Origin of the sequence: Caulobacter sp. KR2-114 (genome assembly GCF_049446115.1) — a bacterium.
Classification (GTDB): domain Bacteria; phylum Pseudomonadota; class Alphaproteobacteria; order Caulobacterales; family Caulobacteraceae; genus Acaudatibacter.
This window is the reverse complement of record NZ_JBMSEC010000005.1, coordinates 435,733-457,129: the sequence shown is the minus strand read 5'-3', so window position 1 is coordinate 457,129 and position 21,397 is coordinate 435,733. Positions and strand designations below refer to the sequence as shown.

General features: G+C 71.7%; 15 protein-coding genes. 6 read left to right on the top strand and 9 right to left on the bottom strand.

All coding sequences use genetic code 11. The features are described 5' to 3' along the window. Nucleotides 1–82 precede the first annotated feature (82 nt). Nucleotides 83–1,672, top strand: coding sequence for an alkyl hydroperoxide reductase subunit F (gene ahpF / locus ACO2Q3_RS19780; RefSeq protein WP_423309711.1), 1,590 nt, complete (start codon nucleotides 83–85; stop codon nucleotides 1,670–1,672). A 184-nt stretch (nucleotides 1,673–1,856) separates the two neighbouring features. Here the strand turns inward: ahpF and murJ are convergent, their stop codons facing one another. Next, nucleotides 1,857–3,485, bottom strand: coding sequence for a murein biosynthesis integral membrane protein MurJ (gene murJ / locus ACO2Q3_RS19775; protein ID WP_423309709.1), 1,629 nt, complete (start codon nucleotides 3,483–3,485; stop codon nucleotides 1,857–1,859). A 196-nt stretch (nucleotides 3,486–3,681) separates the two neighbouring features. Then, a complete protein-coding gene (locus ACO2Q3_RS19770; protein ID WP_423309707.1) occupies nucleotides 3,682–6,519 on the bottom strand; it encodes a [protein-PII] uridylyltransferase in 2,838 nt (945 codons plus the stop codon). 185 nt (nucleotides 6,520–6,704) lie between these two features. On the opposite strand from ACO2Q3_RS19770, the gene ACO2Q3_RS19765 reads away from it, so the two are divergent. After that, nucleotides 6,705–7,547 carry a tetratricopeptide repeat protein gene (locus ACO2Q3_RS19765; protein WP_423309705.1) on the top strand — a complete coding sequence of 281 codons (843 nt, stop codon included), beginning with the start codon at nucleotides 6,705–6,707 and terminating at the stop codon, nucleotides 7,545–7,547. Between the two features lie 12 nt (nucleotides 7,548–7,559). Here the strand turns inward: ACO2Q3_RS19765 and ACO2Q3_RS19760 are convergent, their stop codons facing one another. The 3 genes from ACO2Q3_RS19760 to mutS all read right to left on the bottom strand — a co-directional run bounded on the left by ACO2Q3_RS19760 (nucleotide 7,560) and on the right by mutS (nucleotide 12,144). Further along, on the bottom strand, nucleotides 7,560–8,267 hold the full coding sequence (locus ACO2Q3_RS19760) for a hypothetical protein (protein WP_423309703.1): 708 nt from the start codon (nucleotides 8,265–8,267) through the stop codon (nucleotides 7,560–7,562). Nucleotides 8,268–8,803: 536 nt separating this feature from the next. Further along, nucleotides 8,804–9,403 carry an HAD family hydrolase gene (locus ACO2Q3_RS19755; protein WP_423309701.1) on the bottom strand — a complete coding sequence of 200 codons (600 nt, stop codon included), beginning with the start codon at nucleotides 9,401–9,403 and terminating at the stop codon, nucleotides 8,804–8,806. Continuing rightward, on the bottom strand, nucleotides 9,400–12,144 hold the full coding sequence (gene mutS, locus ACO2Q3_RS19750) for a DNA mismatch repair protein MutS (protein WP_423309699.1): 2,745 nt from the start codon (nucleotides 12,142–12,144) through the stop codon (nucleotides 9,400–9,402). The genes ACO2Q3_RS19755 and mutS overlap by 4 nt, the downstream gene beginning before the upstream one ends. Nucleotides 12,145–12,273: 129 nt before the next feature. On the opposite strand from mutS, the gene ACO2Q3_RS19745 reads away from it, so the two are divergent. Then, entirely contained in the window at nucleotides 12,274–12,819 is a 546-nt protein-coding gene (locus tag ACO2Q3_RS19745) for a GNAT family N-acetyltransferase (RefSeq protein WP_423309697.1), read from the top strand. A gap of 72 nt (nucleotides 12,820–12,891) precedes the next feature. Continuing rightward, nucleotides 12,892–14,109, top strand: coding sequence for an amidohydrolase family protein (locus ACO2Q3_RS19740; RefSeq protein WP_423309695.1), 1,218 nt, complete (start codon nucleotides 12,892–12,894; stop codon nucleotides 14,107–14,109). A gap of 167 nt (nucleotides 14,110–14,276) precedes the next feature. Here ACO2Q3_RS19740 and ACO2Q3_RS19735 read toward each other — a convergent pair whose 3' ends face one another. The 3 genes from ACO2Q3_RS19735 to dnaK all read right to left on the bottom strand — a co-directional run bounded on the left by ACO2Q3_RS19735 (nucleotide 14,277) and on the right by dnaK (nucleotide 18,753). Beyond that, nucleotides 14,277–15,407: a DJ-1/PfpI family protein gene (locus ACO2Q3_RS19735; RefSeq protein WP_423309693.1), complete on the bottom strand. Its 1,131-nt coding sequence runs from the start codon at nucleotides 15,405–15,407 to the stop codon at nucleotides 14,277–14,279. A 122-nt stretch (nucleotides 15,408–15,529) separates the two neighbouring features. Next, on the bottom strand, nucleotides 15,530–16,693 hold the full coding sequence (gene dnaJ, locus ACO2Q3_RS19730; RefSeq protein ID WP_423309691.1) for a molecular chaperone DnaJ: 1,164 nt from the start codon (nucleotides 16,691–16,693) through the stop codon (nucleotides 15,530–15,532). Between the two features lie 167 nt (nucleotides 16,694–16,860). Next, the gene (gene dnaK / locus ACO2Q3_RS19725; protein ID WP_423309689.1) at nucleotides 16,861–18,753 is read right to left on the bottom strand and encodes a molecular chaperone DnaK; all 1,893 of its coding nucleotides are present in this window, start codon (nucleotides 18,751–18,753) and stop codon (nucleotides 16,861–16,863) included. 363 nt (nucleotides 18,754–19,116) lie between these two features. On the opposite strand from dnaK, the gene ACO2Q3_RS19720 reads away from it, so the two are divergent. Together ACO2Q3_RS19720 and ACO2Q3_RS19715 are read left to right on the top strand one after the other, a co-directional pair. Continuing rightward, complete coding sequence (locus tag ACO2Q3_RS19720; RefSeq protein ID WP_423309687.1) at nucleotides 19,117–19,476, top strand: hypothetical protein; 360 nt, start codon at nucleotides 19,117–19,119, stop codon at nucleotides 19,474–19,476. A gap of 77 nt (nucleotides 19,477–19,553) precedes the next feature. Beyond that, nucleotides 19,554–20,165, top strand: coding sequence for an alpha-ketoglutarate-dependent dioxygenase AlkB (locus tag ACO2Q3_RS19715; RefSeq protein WP_423309685.1), 612 nt, complete (start codon nucleotides 19,554–19,556; stop codon nucleotides 20,163–20,165). Here ACO2Q3_RS19715 and ACO2Q3_RS19710 read toward each other — a convergent pair. Further along, nucleotides 20,131–21,372 carry a glycosyltransferase family 87 protein gene (locus ACO2Q3_RS19710; RefSeq protein ID WP_423309683.1) on the bottom strand — a complete coding sequence of 414 codons (1,242 nt, stop codon included), beginning with the start codon at nucleotides 21,370–21,372 and terminating at the stop codon, nucleotides 20,131–20,133. The genes ACO2Q3_RS19715 and ACO2Q3_RS19710 overlap by 35 nt on opposite strands. Nucleotides 21,373–21,397: the final 25 nt, after the last annotated feature.

The following is a 21,397-nucleotide window of genomic DNA, read 5'->3' as shown; positions in this document are numbered from 1 at the left end:
CCACCGCTTCGCGGTCCCCCTCCCCCAAAGGGGGAGGAGAGGGGCTGCGCCCATTCCTCACCCGAATTCAAGGAACCCGCCCGTGCTCGACGCTGGCCTGAAGGCGCAACTGGCCGCCTATCTGCAGAATATCCGCCAGCCGGTCACGCTGGTCGCGGCCCTGGACGACGGGCCGAAGTCCGCCGAGATGAAGGCGCTGCTGGACGATGTGGCGGCCGTCTCCGACAAGGTGACGCTCGCCACCGCCCCGGACGATCGTACGCCGTCCTTCGCCATAGCCCGGACGGGCGACGCCGCCGCCGCGGGCGTCCGTTTCGCCGGCCTGCCGCTGGGCCACGAGTTCACCTCCCTGGTGCTGGCGCTGCTGCACGTCGGCGGCCACCCGCCGCGGGTCGAGCCCGAGGTCGTCGCCCAGATCAAGGCGCTGGAAGGCGAATACGTCTTCGAGACCTATTTCTCGCAGACCTGCCAGAACTGCCCCGACGTGGTGCAGGCGCTGAACACCATGGCCGCGCTGAACCCCAACATCCGCCACGTGGCGATCGACGGCGCCCTGTTCCAGGCCGAGGTCGAGGCGCGCCAGGTGATGGCGGTGCCCACCGTGCTGCTGAACGGCCAGCCGTTCGCGCAGGGTCGCATGAGCCTGGAACAGATCCTGGCGAAGCTGGACGACGGCGCCGAGGCGCGCGCGGCCGAGAAGCTCGCGACCAGGGACGCCTTCGACGTGCTGGTGGTGGGCGGCGGCCCGGCCGGCGCGGCGGCGGCGGTCTATGCGGCGCGTAAGGGCGTGCGCACCGGCGTGGCGGCCGAGCGCTTCGGCGGCCAGGTGCTGGACACCCTGGCGATCGAGAACTTCATCTCCGTCCCGCACACCGAGGGGCCGAGGCTGGCCGCCGGACTGGAGGCGCACGTCAAGGCCTACGACGTCGACGTGATGACCCTGCAGAGGGCCGTCGGCCTGGTCCCGGCGTCGGCGCCCGGCGGCCTGATCGAGGTGAAGCTGGAAAACGGCGCGTCGCTGAGGTCGCGCAGCGTGGTCCTGGCCCCCGGCGCCCGCTGGCGGACGCTGAACGTGCCGGGCGAGGACGCCTATCGCAACAAGGGCGTGGCCTATTGCCCGCACTGCGACGGCCCGCTGTTCAAGGGCAAGCGCGTGGCGGTGGTCGGCGGCGGCAACTCCGGCGTGGAGGCGGCCATCGACCTGGCCGGCATCGTCGCCCACGTGACCCTGATCGAGTTCGACAGCCAGCTGCGCGCGGACGCCGTGCTGCAGCGGAAACTGGCCAGCCTGCCGAACGTGCGGGTGGTGACCTCGGCCCTGACCACCGAGGTGCACGGCGACGGCCGGCGCGTGACGGCGCTGAGCTATCGTGACCGCAACCATGGGACCACGCACCAGGTCGAGCTGGAGGGCGTGTTCGTGCAGATCGGCCTCGTGCCCAATACCGAATGGCTGAAGCGCTCGGTGGCCCTGACCGCGCGCGGCGAGATCGAGGTGGACGACCGCGGCGCGACGTCGGTCCCCGGCGTGTTCGCCGCCGGCGACGCCACCACCACGCCGTTCAAGCAGATCGTCATCGCCATGGGCGCCGGCGCGACGGCGGGCCTGTCGGCATTCGACTACCTGATCCGCCTGCCGGCGGAGGCGGAGGCGGCGCTGGAAGCGGCTTGAGCGCCCCTCATCCTGCTCATCCCGACGAAGGTCGGGACCCAGGCAAGACTCTCAGCGCGCAGGACATTGGGTGTGCAGCGCCCGGCCCGGATCCCGTGGGTTGAGCCTTTTGCCTGGGCCCCGGCCTTCGCCGGGGTGAGCGGATTGGGGGTGAACGGATCGGACGGTGAGCTGGTTTGCAGGCTCACCCCCCGCGCCGCACCGCCGCCTTCAGCTCGGCCCGGGTGATGCCGCCGGAGAGCAGCAGCAGCACCGGGTAGGCGACGCCGGCCACCGAGACCACCGCCAGGATGGCCAGTTCCTTGGCGTGGCCCAGGCTGGCGCCCTGCAGGGCCGCCTGGATCTGCGGGCGGAACTGGCCGGCGGCCCAGAGGATCAGGCCCAGCGCCACGTTGGCGGCCAGGATGCGCCCCAGCTTGGAGATCGCCGCCGGGCCCGGCATGTAGACGCCCTTGCGGGCCAGGTGGACGTTCATCATCAGCACGTTCAGCCACCAGGCGGCGCTGGTCGCCGCGGCGATGCCGGGCACGCCGACCAGGTAGAACAGGGTGACGCCGAGCAGCACGTTCACCCCCACCGACACCAGGCCGTAGACCATCGGCGTGCGGGTGTCCTGCTGGGCGAAGAAGATCCGGTTGGTGATCTGCACGATGACGAAGGCCGGCACGCCCCAGCCGTACTGCTGCAGCGCCAGGGCGGTCTTCAGGGCGTCGGCGTGGGTGAAGGCGCCGCGGGTGTAGAGGGCGTCAATCAGGAAGTACGGGATCGCCACCAGGCCGACGGCGCAGGGCAGCGCCAGGGCCATGCAGAACACGATCGCCTGGTCGATGGCGCCGCGCGCCTGCGGCTTGTCGCCGGCGTGCACCGCGCGCGACAGCCGCGGCAGCAGGGCGACGCCCACCGCGACCCCGACCAGGCCCTGCGGCAGCTGATAGAGCCGGTCGCACACCGCCAGCCACGAGCGGGCGCCATTCACCTGGGACACCAGGATGCCGGAGATGAAGATGTTGATCTGGGTGGCGCTGGCGGCGATGGCGCCCGGCACGGCCAGCATGATCAGCTTGCGGATCTCGGGCGTCAGCCGCGGCCAGCGCACGTCGACCCGCGCGCCGGACCTGCGGACCCCCCACCACAGCAGCGCCGCCTGCGAGACACCGGCCACCAGCACCCCGGCCGCGGCCAGGATCGAAGCCTGCTGCGGCGAGTGGCTGGGCAGCACCGTCACCAGGGTCCAGACGTTCAGCAGGATCGGCGCGGCCGCCGACAGGATGAAGCGGTTGCGCGCGTTCAACACCCCCGACAGGTGGGCGTAGATCGCCATGCACGGCAGGTAGGGCATGGTGATCCGGGTCAGCAGGATCGCCAGCTCCAGCTTCTGGGGATTGGCGGCGAAGCCCGGCGCGATCAGCCAGCGCATCAGCCAGGGCATGGTCAGTTCGGCGAACACGGTCAGCGCCAGGGTCGCCGCGGCCAGGGTCGCCATGGCGTCGGCGGCCAGCACGTCGGCGATCTCCTCGCCATCCTGCTCCAGCGACTTCGAATAGGCCGGCACGAAGGCCGCCGCGAAGGCGCCCTCGGCGAAGATCCGGCGGAACAGGTTTGGGAAGGCGAAGGCGGCGTTGAAAGCGTCCGCCGCGAAGGTGGCGCTGGCGCCCATGAAATAGGTGACCACCAGGTCGCGCAGGAACCCCATCACCCGGCTGAGCAGGGTGAAGAAGGAATAGATCATCGACGAGCGGATCATGCCGCCGCCCTTGGCAGGGGCTGCGGGCGCGGGCGCCTCGATGGCGGGGGCGGAGGGGGCGTCGGTCACGGGGCGAGGTCTTTGATCTGCGCCCGGAGCGAAATCAAGGCGGGGTCCAAATCTCCTCCCCCTCTGGGGGAGGGGGACCGCGAAGCGGTGGAGGGGGCTCCAGCGGAGAGCGGGCGTTCGCGCCAGGCTGGAGCCCCCATCCCCGGCTTTGCCGGGACTTCCCCCATGGGGGGAAGAGAATGGGCGCTGAGGTCCATCACCGCGCTTCGCTGGCGCGCGCCTTGGGCAGGCGGCGGGCGGAGGGGCCTTCGGCGGCGATCAGCACGTCGGTCAGGCGGGCGCGGATCGAGGCCCCGCGGCGGCTGTCGGTGAGCTTGGCCCCGTCGGCGGTGACCACGTAGAAGGCGTCCACCGCCCGCTCGCCATAGCCGTCGATGTGCGCCGACTGGATCGACAGGTCGGCCTCCGACAGGGTGCGGGCCAGGGCTTCCAGCAGGCCCGGCCGGTCGCGGCCGGAGGCCTCGATCACCGTGGCGTCGGTGGAGGCGTCGTTGTCGATGGCGACGCTGGGCGAGATGGCAAAGGCACCGGCCTTGCCCAGGTCCGGGCTCTTGCGCGCCTCGGGCACCGCGCCTTCGCCCCGTCCGGCCTTGGCCAGGGCCTCGACCAGCCGCTCGAGGCTGCGCGGCGCGTCGGCGCCGAACGGCAGACCGCCGGCGTCCTGCACATAGAACACGTCCAGCGCCTGGCCTTCCGAGGAGGTGAAGATGCGCGCGCCCACCACGTTGCCGCCCAGGGCGGCGATGGTCAGCGCCAGGTCCGCGAACAGCCCCTGGCGGTCGGCGGCGGCCACGACGATCTCGGCGGCGTTGCGATCGGCGCGGATGCGCGCCTCGGCGGCGGCGCCGCCCTGGGCCTGGGCGCGCGAGGCGAGGGCGCGATGCGCCCGCTGCTCGGCCAGGGTGAAGCCGACGAAATAGGCGTCCTCCATGCCCGTCGCCCAGGCGCGGGCCTCCGGATCCTGCGCCACCAGGGCGGTGCGGGCGTCGTAGGCGATGGCCTCCTGGCGTCGGCGGGCGATGCCGGCGGCGTCGCTGATCCGCCCGCCGCGGAAGATGGTCTCGGTGGCGCCGTAGAGCTCGCGCAGCAGCTGGCCCTTCCAGCCGTTCCAGATCCCGGGCCCCACGGCGCGGATGTCGGCGACGGTGAGCACCAGCAGCAGCCGCAGCCGCTCGGGGTCCTCGACGATGCGGGCGAAGGCGGCGATGGTCGCCGGGTCGGCGACGTCGCGCTTCTGGGCGAAGTCGCTCATCACCAGGTGGTGCTCCACCAGCCAGGCCACCAGCTCGATCTTGTGCCGGTCCAGGCCCATCCGCTCGCACGCCTGCCGGGCCGAGCGGGCGCCGGCCTTCTCCTGGCCGCCGACCCCGCCCTTGCCGGTGTCGTGCAGCAGCATGGCCAGGAACAGGGATTCGCGGTCCTTGATCAGCGGCATGGTGGCGGTGGCCAGCGGGTGGTCCTCGGCGTAGCGGCCTGCGGCGATGTCGGCGATGATGCCCACCGCGCGCAGGGTGTGCTCGTCCACCGTGTACGAGTGGTACATGTTGAACTGCATCTGCGCGACGATGCGGCCGAACTCCGGCAGGAAGCGGCCCAGCACCCCGGCTTCGTTCATCAGGTCCAGGATCCGCCGGGTGTTGCGCCCGCGGGCCAGGATATCGAGGAAGGCCTTGATGGCCTCCGGATCGCGCCGCACCTTCGAGGTGATCAGGCCCAGCTTGCGGGTGACCGCGGTGAAGGCGTCCGGATGCAGGTCGAGGTCGCGCTGGTCGGCCACCTTGAACAGCCGGATCAGGTTCACCGGGTCGGCGTCGAACACCTCGGGACTGTCCACGGTCAGCCGCTGGCCCTCGATGTGGAAGCCGGGGACGTCGATCGGCTTGGTGATCGGCCTGGCCGGCTTCTGGCCGGGCAGGAAGCGTGACAGCCCCCGCGGGGCCGACTTCAGGTGCTCGGCCTCCAGCTTGGCCGAGAACGCCCGCGTCAGGGTGCCCACCTCCTTGGCGATCAGGAAATAGCGGCGCATGAACCGCTCCACCGCCGGGGTGTTGTCTCCGCCGGGGCGCGGGCGGTCGTTGTAGCCCATGCGGCGCGCGACCTCGGGCTGCAGGTCGAAGGTTAGCCGCTCCTCGGCCCGGCCGGTGGCGAAGTGCAGGTGCGCGCGCACCGATTCCAGGAAGTCGAAGGCGCGGATGAAGGCGCGCACCTCGTGGCCCTGGAACATGTCCATGCGCATCACCGCCTCGACGCCGTCGGCCGGGTGCAGGTACTGGGCGATCCAGAACAGGGTGTGCAGGTCGCGCAGCCCGCCCTTGCCCTCCTTGACGTTGGGCTCGACCATGAAGCGGCTGGCGCCGGCCCGCGCGTGGCGCTCGTCGCGCTCCTTCAGCTTGGCCGCGACGAACTCGGCCCCGGTGCCCTTGACCACCTCCTCGCGGTAGCGGCGCTTCAGCATCGCGGCCAGGGCCTCGTCGCCGGTCAGGCGCCGCGCCTCCAGGATCGAGGTGCGGATGGTGATGTCCTCGCGCGACAGCTTCACGCACTCGTCGATGGTGCGCGAGGCGTGGCCCACCTTGAAGCCCAGATCCCACAGGGCATAGAGCATGTACTCGATCACGCTCTCGGCGTGGGCGGTCTGCTTGTACGGTCGCACGAACAGCAGATCGATGTCGGAGAACGGGGCCAGGGCCCCGCGGCCGTAGCCGCCCACCGCCATCAGCGCCAGGCGCTCGCCCTCGGTGGGGTTGCGCGCGCGGAACACGTGCACGGTGGTGAAGTCGTAGAGGGCGCTGATCACCTCGTCGGTGACGCCGCACAGCAGACGGGCGGTCTCCACCCCGCCGGCGCCGTTCTCCAGCCGCTCCTTGGCGATCATCCGGCCGCGGAACAGGGCGCCCTTCAGGATCTCGATGGCGCGGCGGCGCTGCTCCGGCTCGTCGCCGATGGCGTCCAGGGCGGCGGTGGAGAGCTGGGCGCGCAGCCGGTGGCCGTCGACGACGTGTTCCAGGCGGGTCGGACGAAGACGCGGAGGCATGGCGCTCATATAGCAACGGCGGCCGGAATGTCCGACCGCCGCGTGATCCGAAGCTGGCGCAATATGGTTGACGAAGTCTTTGGATCGGGCGGCGCGGGCCGGGTCCAAGGGCCCTCTGCCCCGCCTGGACGCTCCCAGGCGCCCCGCGTACTGTCCCTGCGCAAACGAGAAGATCGCGGGACGGGATGGCGAAACCCTTGCGCGCCGAGCGGCCGAGTCCGCACGGCCCGGCACTGGAGGAGGCGGCTCTGGCGCTGCAGCGCCAGCAGCCCGAGGCGGCCGAGCGCCTGGCCGGCGCCGTGCTGCGCGCCGACCGCGGCAACCTGGTCGCCGCCCAGATCCTGGGAACCGCCCTGCTGCAGCTGGACCGGGCGGCGGAAGCCGTCGAGGCGCTGCGCCGCGCGGCGCGACGCAGCGAGCAGCCGGCCATCGAGACCCTGCTGGCCCGCGCCCTGGCCGCCGTCGGCGAGCGCGAGGCGGCGTTCGAGCAGCTGCGGCTGGCCGTCGGCCGCCGGCCGGCCTACGCCCTGGCGTTCCTCGACCTCGGGGTCGGCCTGGGCGAGGCGGGACGCTGCGCCGAGGGCATCGCGGTGCTGGAGAGCGGCCTGGCGCTGGCGCCCGACGCGGACGGCCTGCGGGTGGCCCTGGGCCACCTGCACCTGCGGCGGGCGAACTGCGCCGCCGCGCGGGAGGCCTTCGCCCGCGTGCACGCCGCCGCGCCGGGCCGGCACGACGCCATGATCGGCCTGGCCCGGGTGCTGGCCCTGCAGGGCGAGCACGCCGCCGCCGCCGAGCTCTATCGCCGGGCGCTGGCCCTGCGCCCGGACGACCCGCTGACCCGCATCGCCCTGGGCAAGTGCCTGCTGGAGCTGGGCCAGCGGGACGAGGGCGAGGCGGCGATCCGCGCCGCGGGCCGGGGCTCCGACGCCCTCGCCGGCCTGGCGCTCACGGCCCTGGCGGCCACGCCGCACGGCCGGGTGTTCCTGCGGCCCAGCGCGGCCGCCCGCTTCCTGCGCGGCGAGGGCTGAACGCGCCGCCGCTCAGGCGCGGAATCGGCGGCGGTAGACGCCCTTCTCCTGGCCGATCTCGGCCATCAGCTCGCGGGCGCGGCGCGCGTCGTCGTCGCTAAACGTTTCCAGCCGCGCCGTCCAGGTCTCGCGGCGGACCGGAAAGCACTGCGCCACCGGCGTGCCCCGGGGCAGCACGCCGCTGAAGCCCTCGTCGCGCCACTGGGCCGGGAAATGGATCCAGACGTCGTGATAGCGGTCGCAGTCCACCAGCCCGGTCAGGGTGGTGAACGGCAGGTCGAAGCGGTTCACCGGATGGGTGAACAGCACCGCGTAGCCCTCCGGCGCCTCGATGGTCCACAGGTTGTGGAACTTGATCAGGAAGCGGTCGGCGTCGAACAGCGGGGTGCCCGCCGCCTGGCCCGGATCGTGGAAGCCGATCGGTGCTCGGGGGAATCCGTCGCCTTCGTCCGCCGGCAGGTCGTCGTCCCAGATGAATTCACCGTTCTCCACCCGCAGGTCGCTGATCAGCGGCATCAGGAAGCCGCCGGTCATGGCGTCGATGAACGGCGGACAGCGCTTGACCGTGTCGTCCTCGCCGGCCGACAGGGCGCTGAACGCCTGGGCGGGCATCGTCTTCAGCCAGGCCGGCAGGCCCTGCGCCGCCGGGACGGGCGGGGGTATCCGCCCTTCCAGCCGCCGCGGACAGCGAAAGGTCAGGGTGGGTCCGTGCTCGGTCATCGCTTCGCGCCTCGCGCCGATCGTCCGGCCGTCATGTCGCAGATAGGCCGATTTTCACTATCGCGCGATTGCTAGAGAGAAAGCTTTGCGGAGCGCTACCCGCCTCTCGGCGACGGCAAGCCGAGACAGTGGATAACTCTTGCTGTCGACGTGAACTGCCTTGCAGCGGGCGACAGCGATTCGCTAGGTTGAGAATGCGAAAGGGCTCCCATGGCTTGGAATCCATGAGAGCCCCAGGTGAGCGACGTTCGCCCTCCCTGGTGGAGGGGGAAGACTAGGGAGCGCTTGCTGCAGGCTCGCGCTCCCAATCGCTGTGCTATTGGTACGACGCGGGATCGGGCTGTCAAACCAGATGTTCCTGGTTCGTTCTGGAAAACCTCCGGCTGTCCACAGCTAATTGGCCGCGGCCAACGGCAAGTGGGGTGTTGCAAGCATGAATCTTGCCGCGGAGGGCCGCAAAGTGGCCAAAAACAGGCTAAGCCCCGCCAGCTTGCACTAGGTTCCTAGTGGTAAGTCGAGGTCTCCGTCGGCTTCATTCAGAATCCCAGCACCTCGGCCAGCCGGCGCTCCCCCGTCCAGTGACGAGCCTGCCAGCCGGCGGCCAGGGCGGCCTCGACGTTGCGCTCGGAATCGTCGACCAGCAGCAGCTCGGCCGCCGGCAGGCCGACGCGGCGCTGTGTGGCGGCGTAGTAGTCCGGGTCGGGCTTGGCGAAGCCGACGGCGGCGGAGTGGTGCAGGCCGTCGAAGCGGTCCTTGAACCTGAGCGCCTCCCACAGGTGCGTGGCCCTGTTGTGTTCCTGAATGGTGGCCAGGTGCAGCTCAATGCCCCGGGCGCGATAGCCTTCCAGATCGGCCAGCAGCTGGTGGTCCAGCACGGCGTCCTTCTCGAACCAGTAGGCCATCATCCGCTGCGCCGTCACGTGCGGGGCGATCTCGGCCAAGGCCTTGGCGAGCCACGGCTCCAGGGGTTCCTGGCCCAGCACGATGGGGCGGAAATAGCGGGCGAAGAACGCCTGCTGCAGGTCGTCGGGCTTCACGCCGAGGTCCGCCTCCATGTCGGCGTCCCAGCGCCAGCCCGGGCGCAGGCGGGTGACGAGGACGCCGTCGACGTCCATCATCAGCGCCCGGGCGGTCATGGCCGGGCGATCGCCTTGAGGCGGTAGAGGGCGTCCAGCGCCTCGCGCGGGCTCATGCCGTCGACGTCCATCTGCGCCAGGGCCTTGTCGGCCTCGCTGGGTCCGACGGCCGCGGCGGGGGCGGCCTCCGCGGCCGCGGCGAACAGGGGCAGGTCCTCCAGGCCGGAGGCGGTGTGCTGCTGGCTTTCCAGCCGGTCCAGCACCTCGCGGGCGCGGGCGACGACCGTCGGCGGCACGCCCGCCAGCCGGGCCACCTGCACGCCGTAAGACCGGTCGGCGGGGCCGGGCCCGGCCTCGTGCAGGAACACCAGGTCGCCGTTCCACTCCTTGGCCTTCAGCGACAGGTTGGAGACGAACGCCAGGCGTTCCTCCAGCACCGCCAGCTCGTGGTAGTGGGTGGCGAACAGGCCGCGGCAGCGGTTGGTGTCGTGCAGCGCCTCGGCGCAGGCCCAGGCGATGGCCAGGCCGTCATAGGTGGCCGTGCCGCGGCCGATCTCGTCCAGGATCACGAACGAGCGCGGCGTCGCCTGGGTGAGGATGGCCGCGGTCTCGACCATCTCGGCCATGAAGGTCGAGCGGCCGCGGGCCAGGTCGTCGCCGGCGCCGACGCGGCTGAACAGGCGGTCGACGACGCCCAGCTTCAGCCGGCGGGCCGGCACGTAGCAGCCGGCCTGGGCCAGGATCGCCAGCAGCGCGTTCTGGCGCAGGAAGGTGGACTTGCCGGCCATGTTCGGCCCGGTGACGATCGACAGCCGGGCGCCGGCGGCCCCGGCGCCGTCCAGGCAGCAGTTGTTGGGCGTGAAGGCTTCGCCGGCCCGGCGGACGGCGGCCTCCACCACCGGATGGCGCGCGCCCTCGGCGTCGAAGCACAGCGAGCCGTCCACGTCCGGTCGCACCGCGCCGGCGTCCTCGGCCCATTCGGCCAGCCCGGCGGCGACGTCGAGCCGCGCCAGACCTTCGGCGGCGGCCTGGATCTGGCCGGCCGCCCGGCAGGCCTCGGCGCGCCAGGCCTCGAAGATCGACACCTCGATCGCCAGCGCCCGTTCGCCCGCCTGGGCGATCTTGGCGTCGAGGTCGGCCAGCTCGACGGTGGTGAAGCGCACCTGGTTGGCGGTGGTCTGGCGGTGAATGAACAGGGCGTTGAGCGGCGGCGCCATCAGCGCCTCGGCCTGCTTGGCGGTGGCGTCGACGAAATAGCCGAGCACCGCGTTGTGCCGGATCTTCAGCGACACGCCGCTCTCGGCCTGCAGCCGCGACTCCAGGCCCAGGATCACCCGCCGGCTGTCGTCGCGCAGGGCGCGCGCCTGGTCGAGGTCGGGGGAGATCGACGCGCCGACGAAGCCGCCGTCGCGCGCCTGGGCCGGCAGCTCCTCGCCCAGTCCCGTCCGCAACTCGGCCAGCAGCGACGAGAGCGCCGGATGCGCCGAGGGGTCGAGGGCGGCCAGCGCCTGGGCGATCTCCTCGGGCGCCGGGGCCGGAACCGTCGTTGGCGGCTCCGGCTCGGCGGCGAACAGGGCGGCCAGGGCCTCGGCGGCGCCCAGCCCGTCGCGCAGCGCGCCGAGATCGCGGGGTCCGCCGCGGCCAAGGGCCAGGCGCGACAGCGAGCGGGCCATGTCGCCGGCGCTCTTCAGCAGCACCCGCAGCCGTTCGCGCAGCGCGCGGCGCTCCATCAGCCAGCCGATCGCGTCCAGCCGCGCATCGATCGCCGCGGGCGACAGCAGCGGCCGGGCCAGCCGCGCGGCCAGCAGGCGCGCGCCGGGGGCGGTGACGGTGCGGTCGATCACAGACAGCAGCGATCCGTCGCGGCCGCCCGACAGGGTCTTCTCGATCTCCAGGCTCGCGCGGGTGGCCGGATCGATGGCCATGACGTCGGCTTCGCCGGCGCGCCGAGGCGGGCGCAGCGCCGGCAGGCGGCCGGCCTGGGTGGTCTCCAGGTGCGCGGCGATCAGGCCCAGGGCCGAGATCTCGGCGCCGGCGAGGGTCCCGAAGCCGTCCAGGGTGTCGACCCCGTAGAGGCGCTTCAGGCGGGTCTCGGAGGCGGAAGGCTCGGCCAGGGCGCTGGCCATCGGCTGGATCACCCCGCCTGCCGTCTTCAGCGCCGCCGATACCGCCTCGTCGGCGAACAGCCGGTCTGGGACCAGGGTCTCGGACGGTCCGATCGCGGCCAGGGCCGAGGCCAGGCCCGAGACCTGCACCAGCAGGCATTCCACCTCGCCGGTGGACAGCTCGGCGCTGGCCACCGCCGCCTGGCCGCCGCGTACGGCGATGGCCGCCAGGCGGTTGGAGCCGCGGGCGTCCAGCAGCCCCTCCTCGGTGAGGGTGCCGGGGGTGACCACGCGCACCAGGTCGCGGCGGACGATCGACTTGCCGCCGCGCTTCTTGGCCTCGGCGGGGTCTTCCATCTGCTCGCAGACCGCCACCTTGAAGCCGGCGCGGATCAGCTTGGCCAGATAGGCCTCGGCGGCGTGGGCCGGCACCCCGGCCATGGGGATCGGCTGGCCGCCGTGGGTTCCGCGATAGGTCAAGGTGATGCCGATCGCCGCGGAGGCGCGCTGGGCGTCCTCGAAGAACAGCTCGTAGAAGTCGCCCATGCGGAAGAACACCAGGGCGTCCGGCTGACGCGCCTTGGCGTCGAAGTACTGCGCCATCACCGGCGTGGCGCCGGACGGATCGGGCATGGCGGCTCCGGAAGGCGCGGCGCCGGCGAGGGCGCTGTCGGGACGGAGAATCGGCGCGTTCATCGCGCAAGGCTAGTGCGCCGTGGGCGCCCCTGGAACGGTTTTGCACGCTCATCCACGGGTTTTAGCCTTCTCCGTCCGGGGCGGCGGGCGACCCTTGACCTCGGCGGGGACTGGTCCGAGGTTTTGCGCATGGAACGGCTCGCCCAGCATGTGATCCTTCCGGCCGGTCCGGGTGACGCCCGGGCGCTGGGCGAGGTGCACGTGCGGGCCTGGCGCGAGACCTATCAGGGCCTGCTGCCCGAGACCTACCTGGCGGCCATGCGCCCGGAAATCCACGCCGTGCGCTGGCGCCGCCAGCTCTCCGGCGACGGGACCGGCGAGGTGGTGCTGGCGGTGGAGGGCGCCGAGGGGCTGGTCGGCTACAGCGCCTCCAGTCTCCTGCAGTCCGAGAGCCGGCTCGCCGACGCCGAGGTGTTCACCCTCTACCTGCTGAAGGCGGCCCAGGGACGGGGTCTGGGCGGGCGGCTGCTCGGGGCGGCGGCCAGCGCCCTGGCGGCGCAGGGCGCGCGGTCGGCGGTGATCTGGGTGCTGAGCGGCAACCGCCATGCCCGCGGTTTCTACGCCCACCTCGGCGGGCGGGTGCTGGGCGAGCGGCGGGTGCGCGGCTGGGGCGGGCGGCTGCTGGAAACCGCCTATCGCTGGGACGACATCGACCGGCTGGTGGCCGAACGCTGACGTGCCAGCTTGCAGCGTCGGTCGGCGCGCGGCATCAAGCGCTTCAACTTAGGAACGGTCGGGGCGCGTGGCGTGCTGAGCAGGATTGGCTACGGCCTGGCGACGGCCCTGGTGGCGGCTCTGGCCCTGGCCTGCCTGGCCTGGAGCCTGCTGGTGCCGCCGCCCTATGCCATGCCGCCGCGCGGCGAGGTGGTGATCAAGGACGTCACCCTGGTCAACCCGGGGTTGGGCCGCACGCCGCACGTGGACATCACCCTGCGCGGCGGGGTGATCGTCGCCATCGGCCCCACCGGCCCCACGCCCGAGCGCACCGCCCTGCGCTGTCCGGGCTGCTACGTGCTGCCGGGGCTGATCGACATGGATGCGCGCGGCCCGGACCGCGCCAGCCTGGGCGCCGACCGCCTCGCGGCGGTGGAGGCCCTGCGGCGCGGCGTGACCATGGTGCGCGACCTCGGCGGGGTCGGCGACGGCCTGTTCCGCCTGCGCGACCGCATCGAGGAAGGCCGCCTGCCCGGACCCAGGATCGTCACCTGCGGCGGGGTGATCTACGGCGGCTCCGTCGACCGCGCCCATCGCATCGCCCAGTACGCCATCCGCCGGGGCGCGCGCTGCCTGGCGGCCGGGCCGGGGCTGAACGCGGCGGCGCTGCAGGCCCTGGCGCAGGAGGCCACCGCCGCGCGCATCCCCCTGGTGGCGGCCCGCCCGCGTGACGAGACCCTGGCCAATGCGGGCTTCATCGCCGACGGCGTGGGCCTGCCGGCCGACTGCGCGACCAGTTCCGAGGCGCAGGTGCGGGACCTGGTGCAGGCGGCGGTCGCCCAGCACACCGCGCACACGCCGCTGTTGTCCGCTCCCGCGGCGCCGGGGCGGCCGGCCTGCGCCGGACCGCGGGGCATGGAGACGGTGAAGGCGCTGTTCCATGGCGGCGCCCCGGTCTACGCCGCCTCCGGCGGGCCGCTGAAGGCGTCGGGCGAGGGCTTGCGGCGGGAGCTGACCGCCTTCACGGCCCTGGGGCTGACGCCCGACCAGGCCCTGGTGACCGCCACCACCTCGGCCGGACGGTTCTGGCCGGACGCCACCTATGGCCAGGTGGCCATCGGCCTGCCCGCCGACCTGGACCTCTACCGCCAGGACCCGACCGCCGCCCTGGCCAATCTCGACAGCCTGGACACCGTGATCGCCGGCGGGCGGGTCTATCCGAAGGACCAGCTCGACGCCTGGGCCGAACGCTGCCGCGCGCACTTCCGCGGCTGGTTCTATCGGCTGTTCGCGCCGTACGTGGGCGGTTAGCGGGTCATCCCGTTTTCGACCACGAACCACACGAACCACACAAACCCATTCCACTCCGACACCCCTCATCCTTACGAAGGCCGGAACCCAGGCACGACTCGCCTCCGGCGGGCGTCAGGGTGGAATCGTTCGTGTGGTTCGTGTGGTTCGTGGTTGACGATACGACCCTACGGCCCCCTCGGATATTCCAGCCCCTTGGCGGCGACCCGGGCGGATGCCGGGCCGTAGCGGCGGGCGATATCGGCGAAGGCCAGGTCGAACTGGGCCACGGGTGCGCCGCCGTGCCGCGGCAGCAGGCGCGGGTGCGCCGCCGGCCGGGCGTCGGCCAGCAGCAGCAGGCCGTGGCGCGAGCGGATCGGCGCGGTGGTGGGGCTGGTGGTGGCGATGCTGGCCCGGTAGGTGGCCGACCAGGCGTCGGCGGTCAGGGCCAGGGCGACCTCGTCGAAGCCGGCGGCCACCGGCGCCTCGAGGCGTTCATGGTTCCAGGGACTGGCCAGGGTCATGCCGGCCTCCGCCAGGTCGGGGGCGGCGAACGGAAAGTCGGCGCTGTGGTGCGCCGCGCTCCAGCTGGACACCCCCATCCGCGCGGCGACCTGCGCGGCGCGTTCGCGCCCGGCCATGGCCTCGACGACCGCCAGGCTGGCCGGGATCGACGCGCTGACCCCGGTGGTGGAGATGATCCGCCCGTCCTGCACGTAGCGGCGGTCGCGCACCCAGGTGGTCCGCGGATAGGCCTTTTCCAGCGGGCCGATGAAGTGCCAGTGGGTGGTCGCCCGCCGCCCGCCCAGCAGCCCCGCCTCGGCGAGGTTCCGGGCGCCGGCGCAGATCGACAGGATCGTCGCGCCCCGGGCGTACTGGCCGCGCAGCCACGCGCCCAGCGCCGCCTTGTCCGGGTTGGGCAGGAAGGGGACCACCACCAGGTCCGCGCCCTCGGGATGGGCGGCGTCGAACTGGCTCACGGTCTGGTCGGCCAGGATGCGCAGAGCCATCTGCAGGCGCACCGGTCCGGGGTGGGTGGAGACGGAGACCACATCGGCGACGTCGGCGTCCTTGAGCACGCCGTAGGGGATGGTGAAATCGGTGGTCTCGGTGGCCGCGTTGTCGGCCAGGATCACCACCAGCGGGCGCGCGTGGCCCGGCCTGGGGGGCGGCAGGCTCAGCCGGTCCGGGCTGGCGGAGGATGTCGCCGAGGGGGTGGGGGGCGACGCCTGGGCGCTGGGCAGGCGTTCGGCGCAGGCCAACGCCGCCGCGAGCGTCAGCCCGACGGCGACGGCCGAGAACATCAGATTGCGGCGCATGCCGTCCTCCCGCCTGATCGTGGCGGGACGCTAGGCGGCTATCGCCTTGGCGGAAATGACGGATATCCGGCGATTTCAGCCGGCCAGGCTGTCCTTGCCCCGAGCCCCCCGGAGGCCGGGTCTCAGGTTTCCTGGCCGGTGATGATGTCGTCCCAGAAGCTGCGCGCCTTGGAGAAGAAGTTGGCGGAGCGGGGATGCTGCTGGTCGCCGCACAGGCCGGCGAACTCGCGCATCAGCTCCTTCTGCCGGGCGGAGAGCTTGGTGGGGGTCTCGATGAACAGCTCCACCACCAGGTCGCCGCGTTCGCGCGAGCGCAGGGAGGGCATGCCGCGGCCCTTCAGGCGCACGGTGCGGCCGGTCTGGGCGCCTTCCGGCACCTTGACCTGGATCTTGCATTCGCCGTCGCAGTTCTCGCCGCCCAGCAGGCAGGGCGCCTCGATCTCGCCGCCCAGGGCGGCGATGGCCATGGGCACCGGCACCGAGCACAGCAGGTCCAGGCCGTCGCGCTCGAACAGCTCGTGCGGCTTGACCGACAGGAAGATGTAGAGGTCGCCCCGCGGTCCGCCCCTGGCCCCGGCGTCGCCCTCGCCGGCCAGGCGGATGCGCGCGCCGTCGTCGACGCCGGCGGGGATGCGCACTTCGAGCATCCGCTCCTTGCGCACCTGCCCGTGGCCGTGACAGCTGCTGCAGGGGTCCAGGATGATGCGGCCCGAGCCGCCGCAGCGGGGGCAGGCGCTCTCGATGGAGAAGAAGCCCTGGCTGCGCCGCACGCGCCCCGCGCCGCCGCAGGTGTTGCAGGCGGTGGGGCTGGCGCCCGGCTTGCACCCGTTGCCTTCGCAGCTCTCGCAGGTCATCGCCGCGGGAACCTTGATCTCCACCTCGGCGCCGGCATAGGCCTGCTCCAGGCTGATCTCCAGATCGTAGCGCAGGTCCTGGCCGCGGGCCGGGCCCGACTGGCGCTGGCGGCCGCCGCCGAACATGTCGCCGAAGACGTCGCCGAACACCTCGTTGAAGATGTCGTGCACGTCGCCGAAGCCGGCGCCGTTGGGACCGCCGCCGCCATTGCCGTTCACCCCGGCGTGGCCGAAGCGGTCATAGGCCTGGCGCTTCTTCGGATCCGACAGGACCGAATAGGCTTCGTTGATTTCCTTGAAACGGCTGGCGCTGTCTTCGCAGCCGCCGTTGCGGTCGGGATGGTGTTCCATGGCCAGCTTGCGGAAAGCCGACTTCAGGCCGGCTTCATCGCAGCCGCGCTGGACCCCGAGTACCTCGTAATAATCGCGCATCGACAACGTCAGAGACTCTGGCGGTTTGAGCTTAAGTGGAACGGCCCGCGCCCCGCCGCAAGAGCGGAAGCGTAGAATGCGGGCTTTCGCACGGGAATTCGGCGGCGATGTTCGCCCAAGGCTGGTTCATGCCCTGACATGATCATCGCCGCCGATAGGTCAAAGCGTCACGCCGACTTGTCGTCGTCGACTTCTTCGAACTCGGCGTCGACGACACCGTCATCGGCCGCCGGGGCGTCCGCCGCGCCAGCGCCCTGCTGGGCGTTGTACATGGCTTCGCCCAGCTTCATGGCCGCCTGGGTCAGGGCCTGGGTCTTGGCCTGGATGGCGCTCACGTCCTCGCCTTCCAGCGCCGACTTCAGCTCGGCGATGGCGGTCTCGATGGCGGTCTTCTCGGCCGCCCCCACCTTGTCGCCATGCTCGGTCAGCGCCTTCTCCGTGGAGTGGATCAGGGCGTCGGCGTGGTTCTTGGCCTCGACCATCTCCTTGCGCTTCTTGTCGTCCGCGGCGTTGGATTCGGCTTCCTTGACCATCTTCTCGATGTCGGCGTCCGACAGGCCGCCGTTGGCCTGGATGCGGATCGACTGCTCCTTGGCCGTGGCCTTGTCGCGCGCCGAGACGTTGACGATGCCGTTGGCGTCGATGTCGAAGGTCACCTCGACCTGGGGCACGCCGCGCGGGGCCGGCGGGATACCGACCAGGTCGAACTGGCCCAGCAGCTTGTTGTCGTGCGCCATCGGCCGTTCGCCCTGGAACACCCGGATGGTCACGGCGCTCTGGTTGTCGTCGGCCGTGGAGAAGGTCTGGCTGCGCTTCGTCGGGATGGTGGTGTTGCGCTCGATCAGCGGGGTGAACACGCCGCCCAGGGTCTCGATGCCCAGGGTCAGCGGGGTCACGTCCAGCAGCAGCACGTCCTTGACGTCGCCCTGCAGCACGCCGCCCTGGATGGCCGCGCCCAGCGCCACCACCTCGTCGGGGTTCACGCCCTTGTGCGGTTCGCGGCCGAAGAAGTCCTTCACCGCGTCGACGACCTTGGGCATGCGGGTCATGCCGCCCACCAGCACCACTTCGTCGATGTCGGACTTCTTCAGCCCGGCATCCTTCAGCGCCTGCTCGCAGGGGCCGATGGTCTTGGCGATCAGGTCCTCGACCAGGGCTTCCAGCTTGGCGCGGCTGAGCTTGATGTTCAGGTGCAGCGGGCCGGAAGCGTTCATCGAGATGAAGGGCAGGTTCACCTCGTACTGCGGCGTCGAGGAGAGCTCCTTCTTGGCCTTTTCCGCCTCTTCCTTCAGGCGCTGCAGGGCCAGCTTGTCCTTGCGCAGGTCGACGCCCTGCTCCTTCTTGAACTCGTCGGCCAGGTAGTCGACGATCCGCAGGTCGAAGTCCTCGCCGCCGAGGAAGGTGTCGCCATTGGTGGACTTCACCTCGAACACGCCGTCGCCGATCTCCAGGATCGAGACGTCGAAGGTGCCGCCGCCCAGGTCGTACACGGCGATCTTCTTGCCGTCGCTCTTGTCGAGGCCGTAGGCCAGCGCCGCGGCGGTGGGCTCGTTGATGATCCGCAGCACGTCCAGGCCGGCGATCTTGCCGGCGTCCTTGGTGGCCTGGCGCTGGGCGTCGTTGAAATAGGCGGGGACGGTGATGACGGCCTTCTCGACCTTCTCACCCAGGTAGGCCTCGGCGTCCTGCTTGATCTTCTGCAGGATGAAGGCGCTGATTTCCTGGGGCGAGTAGTCCTTGCCGTGGGCCTTCACCCAGGCGTCGCCGTTGCCGCCCTTGACGATGTCGTAGGGCACCATGCCCCGGTCCTTCTCGACCATCGGGTCGGAGAAGTTGCGGCCGATCAGGCGCTTGATCGCGAACAGGGTGTTGGAGGGGTTGGTCACCGCCTGGCGCTTCGCCGGCTGGCCGACCAGACGTTCGCCGTCCTCCAGGATGGCGACGACCGACGGCGTGGTGCGCATGCCTTCGGCGTTCTCGATCACCTTGGGTTGCTTGCCGTCCATGATGGCGACGCACGAGTTCGTGGTGCCCAGGTCGATGCCGATAATCTTGCTCATGAGAACTCTATCTCGCTCCTTCGTTTGGCGGGCGGTCGCGGTGGCCTTCGCAACAAAGCGCCGTTTGCTTCCGTCCCCGGTTCGATCGGGTTCCAGTAGCCTGGGCCGATCACCTGATCAGCCCCGCTGGTTTCCAAGCCCCGCCTCCGCGCGCGGACGGCGCTGCTTTGAGGCGCATATGGGAACCGGCGTGGCCGCCGCAAGGGCGCACCCATAGGCCAAGCTCTCGGAAAACGCACACAAAACCCGTCGTGGGGAGGCAACTTTCCCCCCTTCTGGAGCATGCGCCGCCGCCCGCCCCTGGTCAGCCTCCGGCGCAGGTTCAGCGGCGTCCGCTTCGGCGCCGGATTTCGGGGGGCTGACATGACGATTCAACGGACGAAACCGATCATCGCGCGGGCGATGCTGGCGGCGCTGGCCGCGGGCTCGCTGCTGGCGGGCGCCACCGGGGCGGCCGCCTCGGAGGACCGGCATGTGCGGATCATCAACGAGACGGACCACACCATGGTCCATTTTTACGCCTCGAACGTGGCCGCCAAGTCCTGGGAGGAGGACATCCTCGGCGACAGCGTGCTCAAGCCCGGCGACGACGTGAAGATCAACATCGACGATGGCACGGGCCACTGCCTGTACGACTTCCGCGCGGTGTTCGACGACGGCAAGGCGCTGGAAAAGCACAATATAAACGTGTGCGAAATCTCGTCCTACCGCTATACCGAGTAGGGTCGAAGGACAGGGACGGGAGCGCCGGGCGAGATCGCCTGGCGCGAGCGAGGGGCGTGGCGTGTAATGGGGGCGCCATGCCCCTCGACGGATTCCGCCTGCTGCCCGGATGCCTCGACGCCGACGCCCAGGCCGAGCTCGCGGCCGAGGTGCTGGCCCTTACGGCGCGCGCGCCGCCCTACCGGCCGACCATCCCCGGCGGCAAGCCGATGAGCGTCGAGATGACCAATCTCGGCCCGCTGGGCTGGGTCACCGATGGGGCGCGGGGTTACCGCTACGAGCCGCGGCATCCGCTGACCGGCGCGCCGTGGCCGCCGATCCCCGCCCGGCTGCTGGACCTCTGGGCGCAGCTGGCGGATCCGGACACGCCGCCCGACGCCTGCCTGGTCAACCTCTACGGCGCCCAGGCGCGGATGGGCCTGCACCAGGACCGCGACGAGGCGGACTTCGGCTTTCCCGTGCTGTCGGTGTCGCTGGGCGACACCGCCCTGTTCCGCATCGGCGGCCTCAAGCGGGGCGATCCGACGCGGTCGGTGCGGCTGGCCTCGGGCGATGTGTGCCTGATCGGCGGGGCGGCGCGGCTGGCGTTCCACGGCGTCGACCGGATCATTCCGGGCTCCTCGCGCCTGCTGCCGGGCGGTGGGCGGATGAACCTCACCCTGCGGCGGGCGCGGCCTCGAGGGGCCTGACGGCCACGCGCGGGAAGGCGCGGGTCAGGATCAGGCCATAGAGGGTCGCGGTGGCGATCAGGCCCAGGGGAATGAGGGCGTATTCCGCGAACGGCCGGGTCAGGATCGGGGCGGCGAACACGAAGGCCAGGGCCGAGGCCTCGAACGGCCGCCAGCCCTTCTCCAGGGCTACCGCGACCAGGAACGCCGCGGCGGGGGCCAGCAGCATCAGGTCGTAGTCGAGGCAATAGGGGGTGGCCAGCAGGCAGGCGGTCATCAGCCCTGCCGCCTTCAGCCGGAAGTCCGCGCTCGAGCGCCACAGCGCGGCCAGCAGGACCCCGGCCGCCGCGGTGGCGAGGCCCTGCGCGGCGTAGGCAAGCGCGACGGAGCCGCCCCACAGGCGCACGGCGGCGAACACGCTCTGGATCTTCCAGAAGCCCGTGCCGCCGGCCTCCAGCACCACCGCCTTGGTGAAGCCGGTGTTGGCGAGGAAGGCCTGCCAGATCTCCACCCCGAACAGGCCCGCGGTGACCCCGACCAGGGCCAGCACCGTGGCCCCGGCGGACGCGAACGCCTTCCAGTGGCCGCCCAGCGCCAGGGCCAGCGGCAGGAACAGGCCGAACTGCGGCTTGTAGGCCACCAGGCCGAACAGCACCCCGGCCAGCAGCGGCCGCTGGCGCAGGCACGCCAGGCCCCCGCCCAGCAGCGCCACGGTGAGGAATCCGTTGTGGCCGTGGGTCAGGTTGATGAACACCGCCGGAAAGGCCGCCGCGATCAGCAGGGCCTCCCGGCGCGGCAGGATCGCGCGGATCGTGGCCAGGTAAAGCGGCAGGGTCACGCCCTGCCAGAGCGCCAGCGCCGCCAGGTAGGGCAGGCTGGCCAGGCCCGCCGCCAGCAGCAGGAAGAATGGCGGGTAGTGCCAGCCGTAATAGGGGATGTCCGCCCGGTGGAAGGCGGCCTGCTGGGCGGCGTAGTGGGCGGCCGGATCGTAGGCGGAGACGGCGTGGCCGCCCAGCGCCAGGCGTCCCGCGGTCCAGACGTCGGAGAAGTCGGCGCCCAGGGGGCGGCCCTTGTAGTCCACGCCGCCGTGGGCCGTGGCGATCATCGCCGCGATGGCGAGGGCGTAGGCGGCCACCAGGATCAGGGCGTAGTTGCGCAGCCGCTCGGCGGTCAGCCAGTCGCCGCGCCTCAGGGCGGCGAACGCATCGCTCCGGGGGACGGGCTCCATGGTCGCGAAGCTTGGGCCGGCGTGC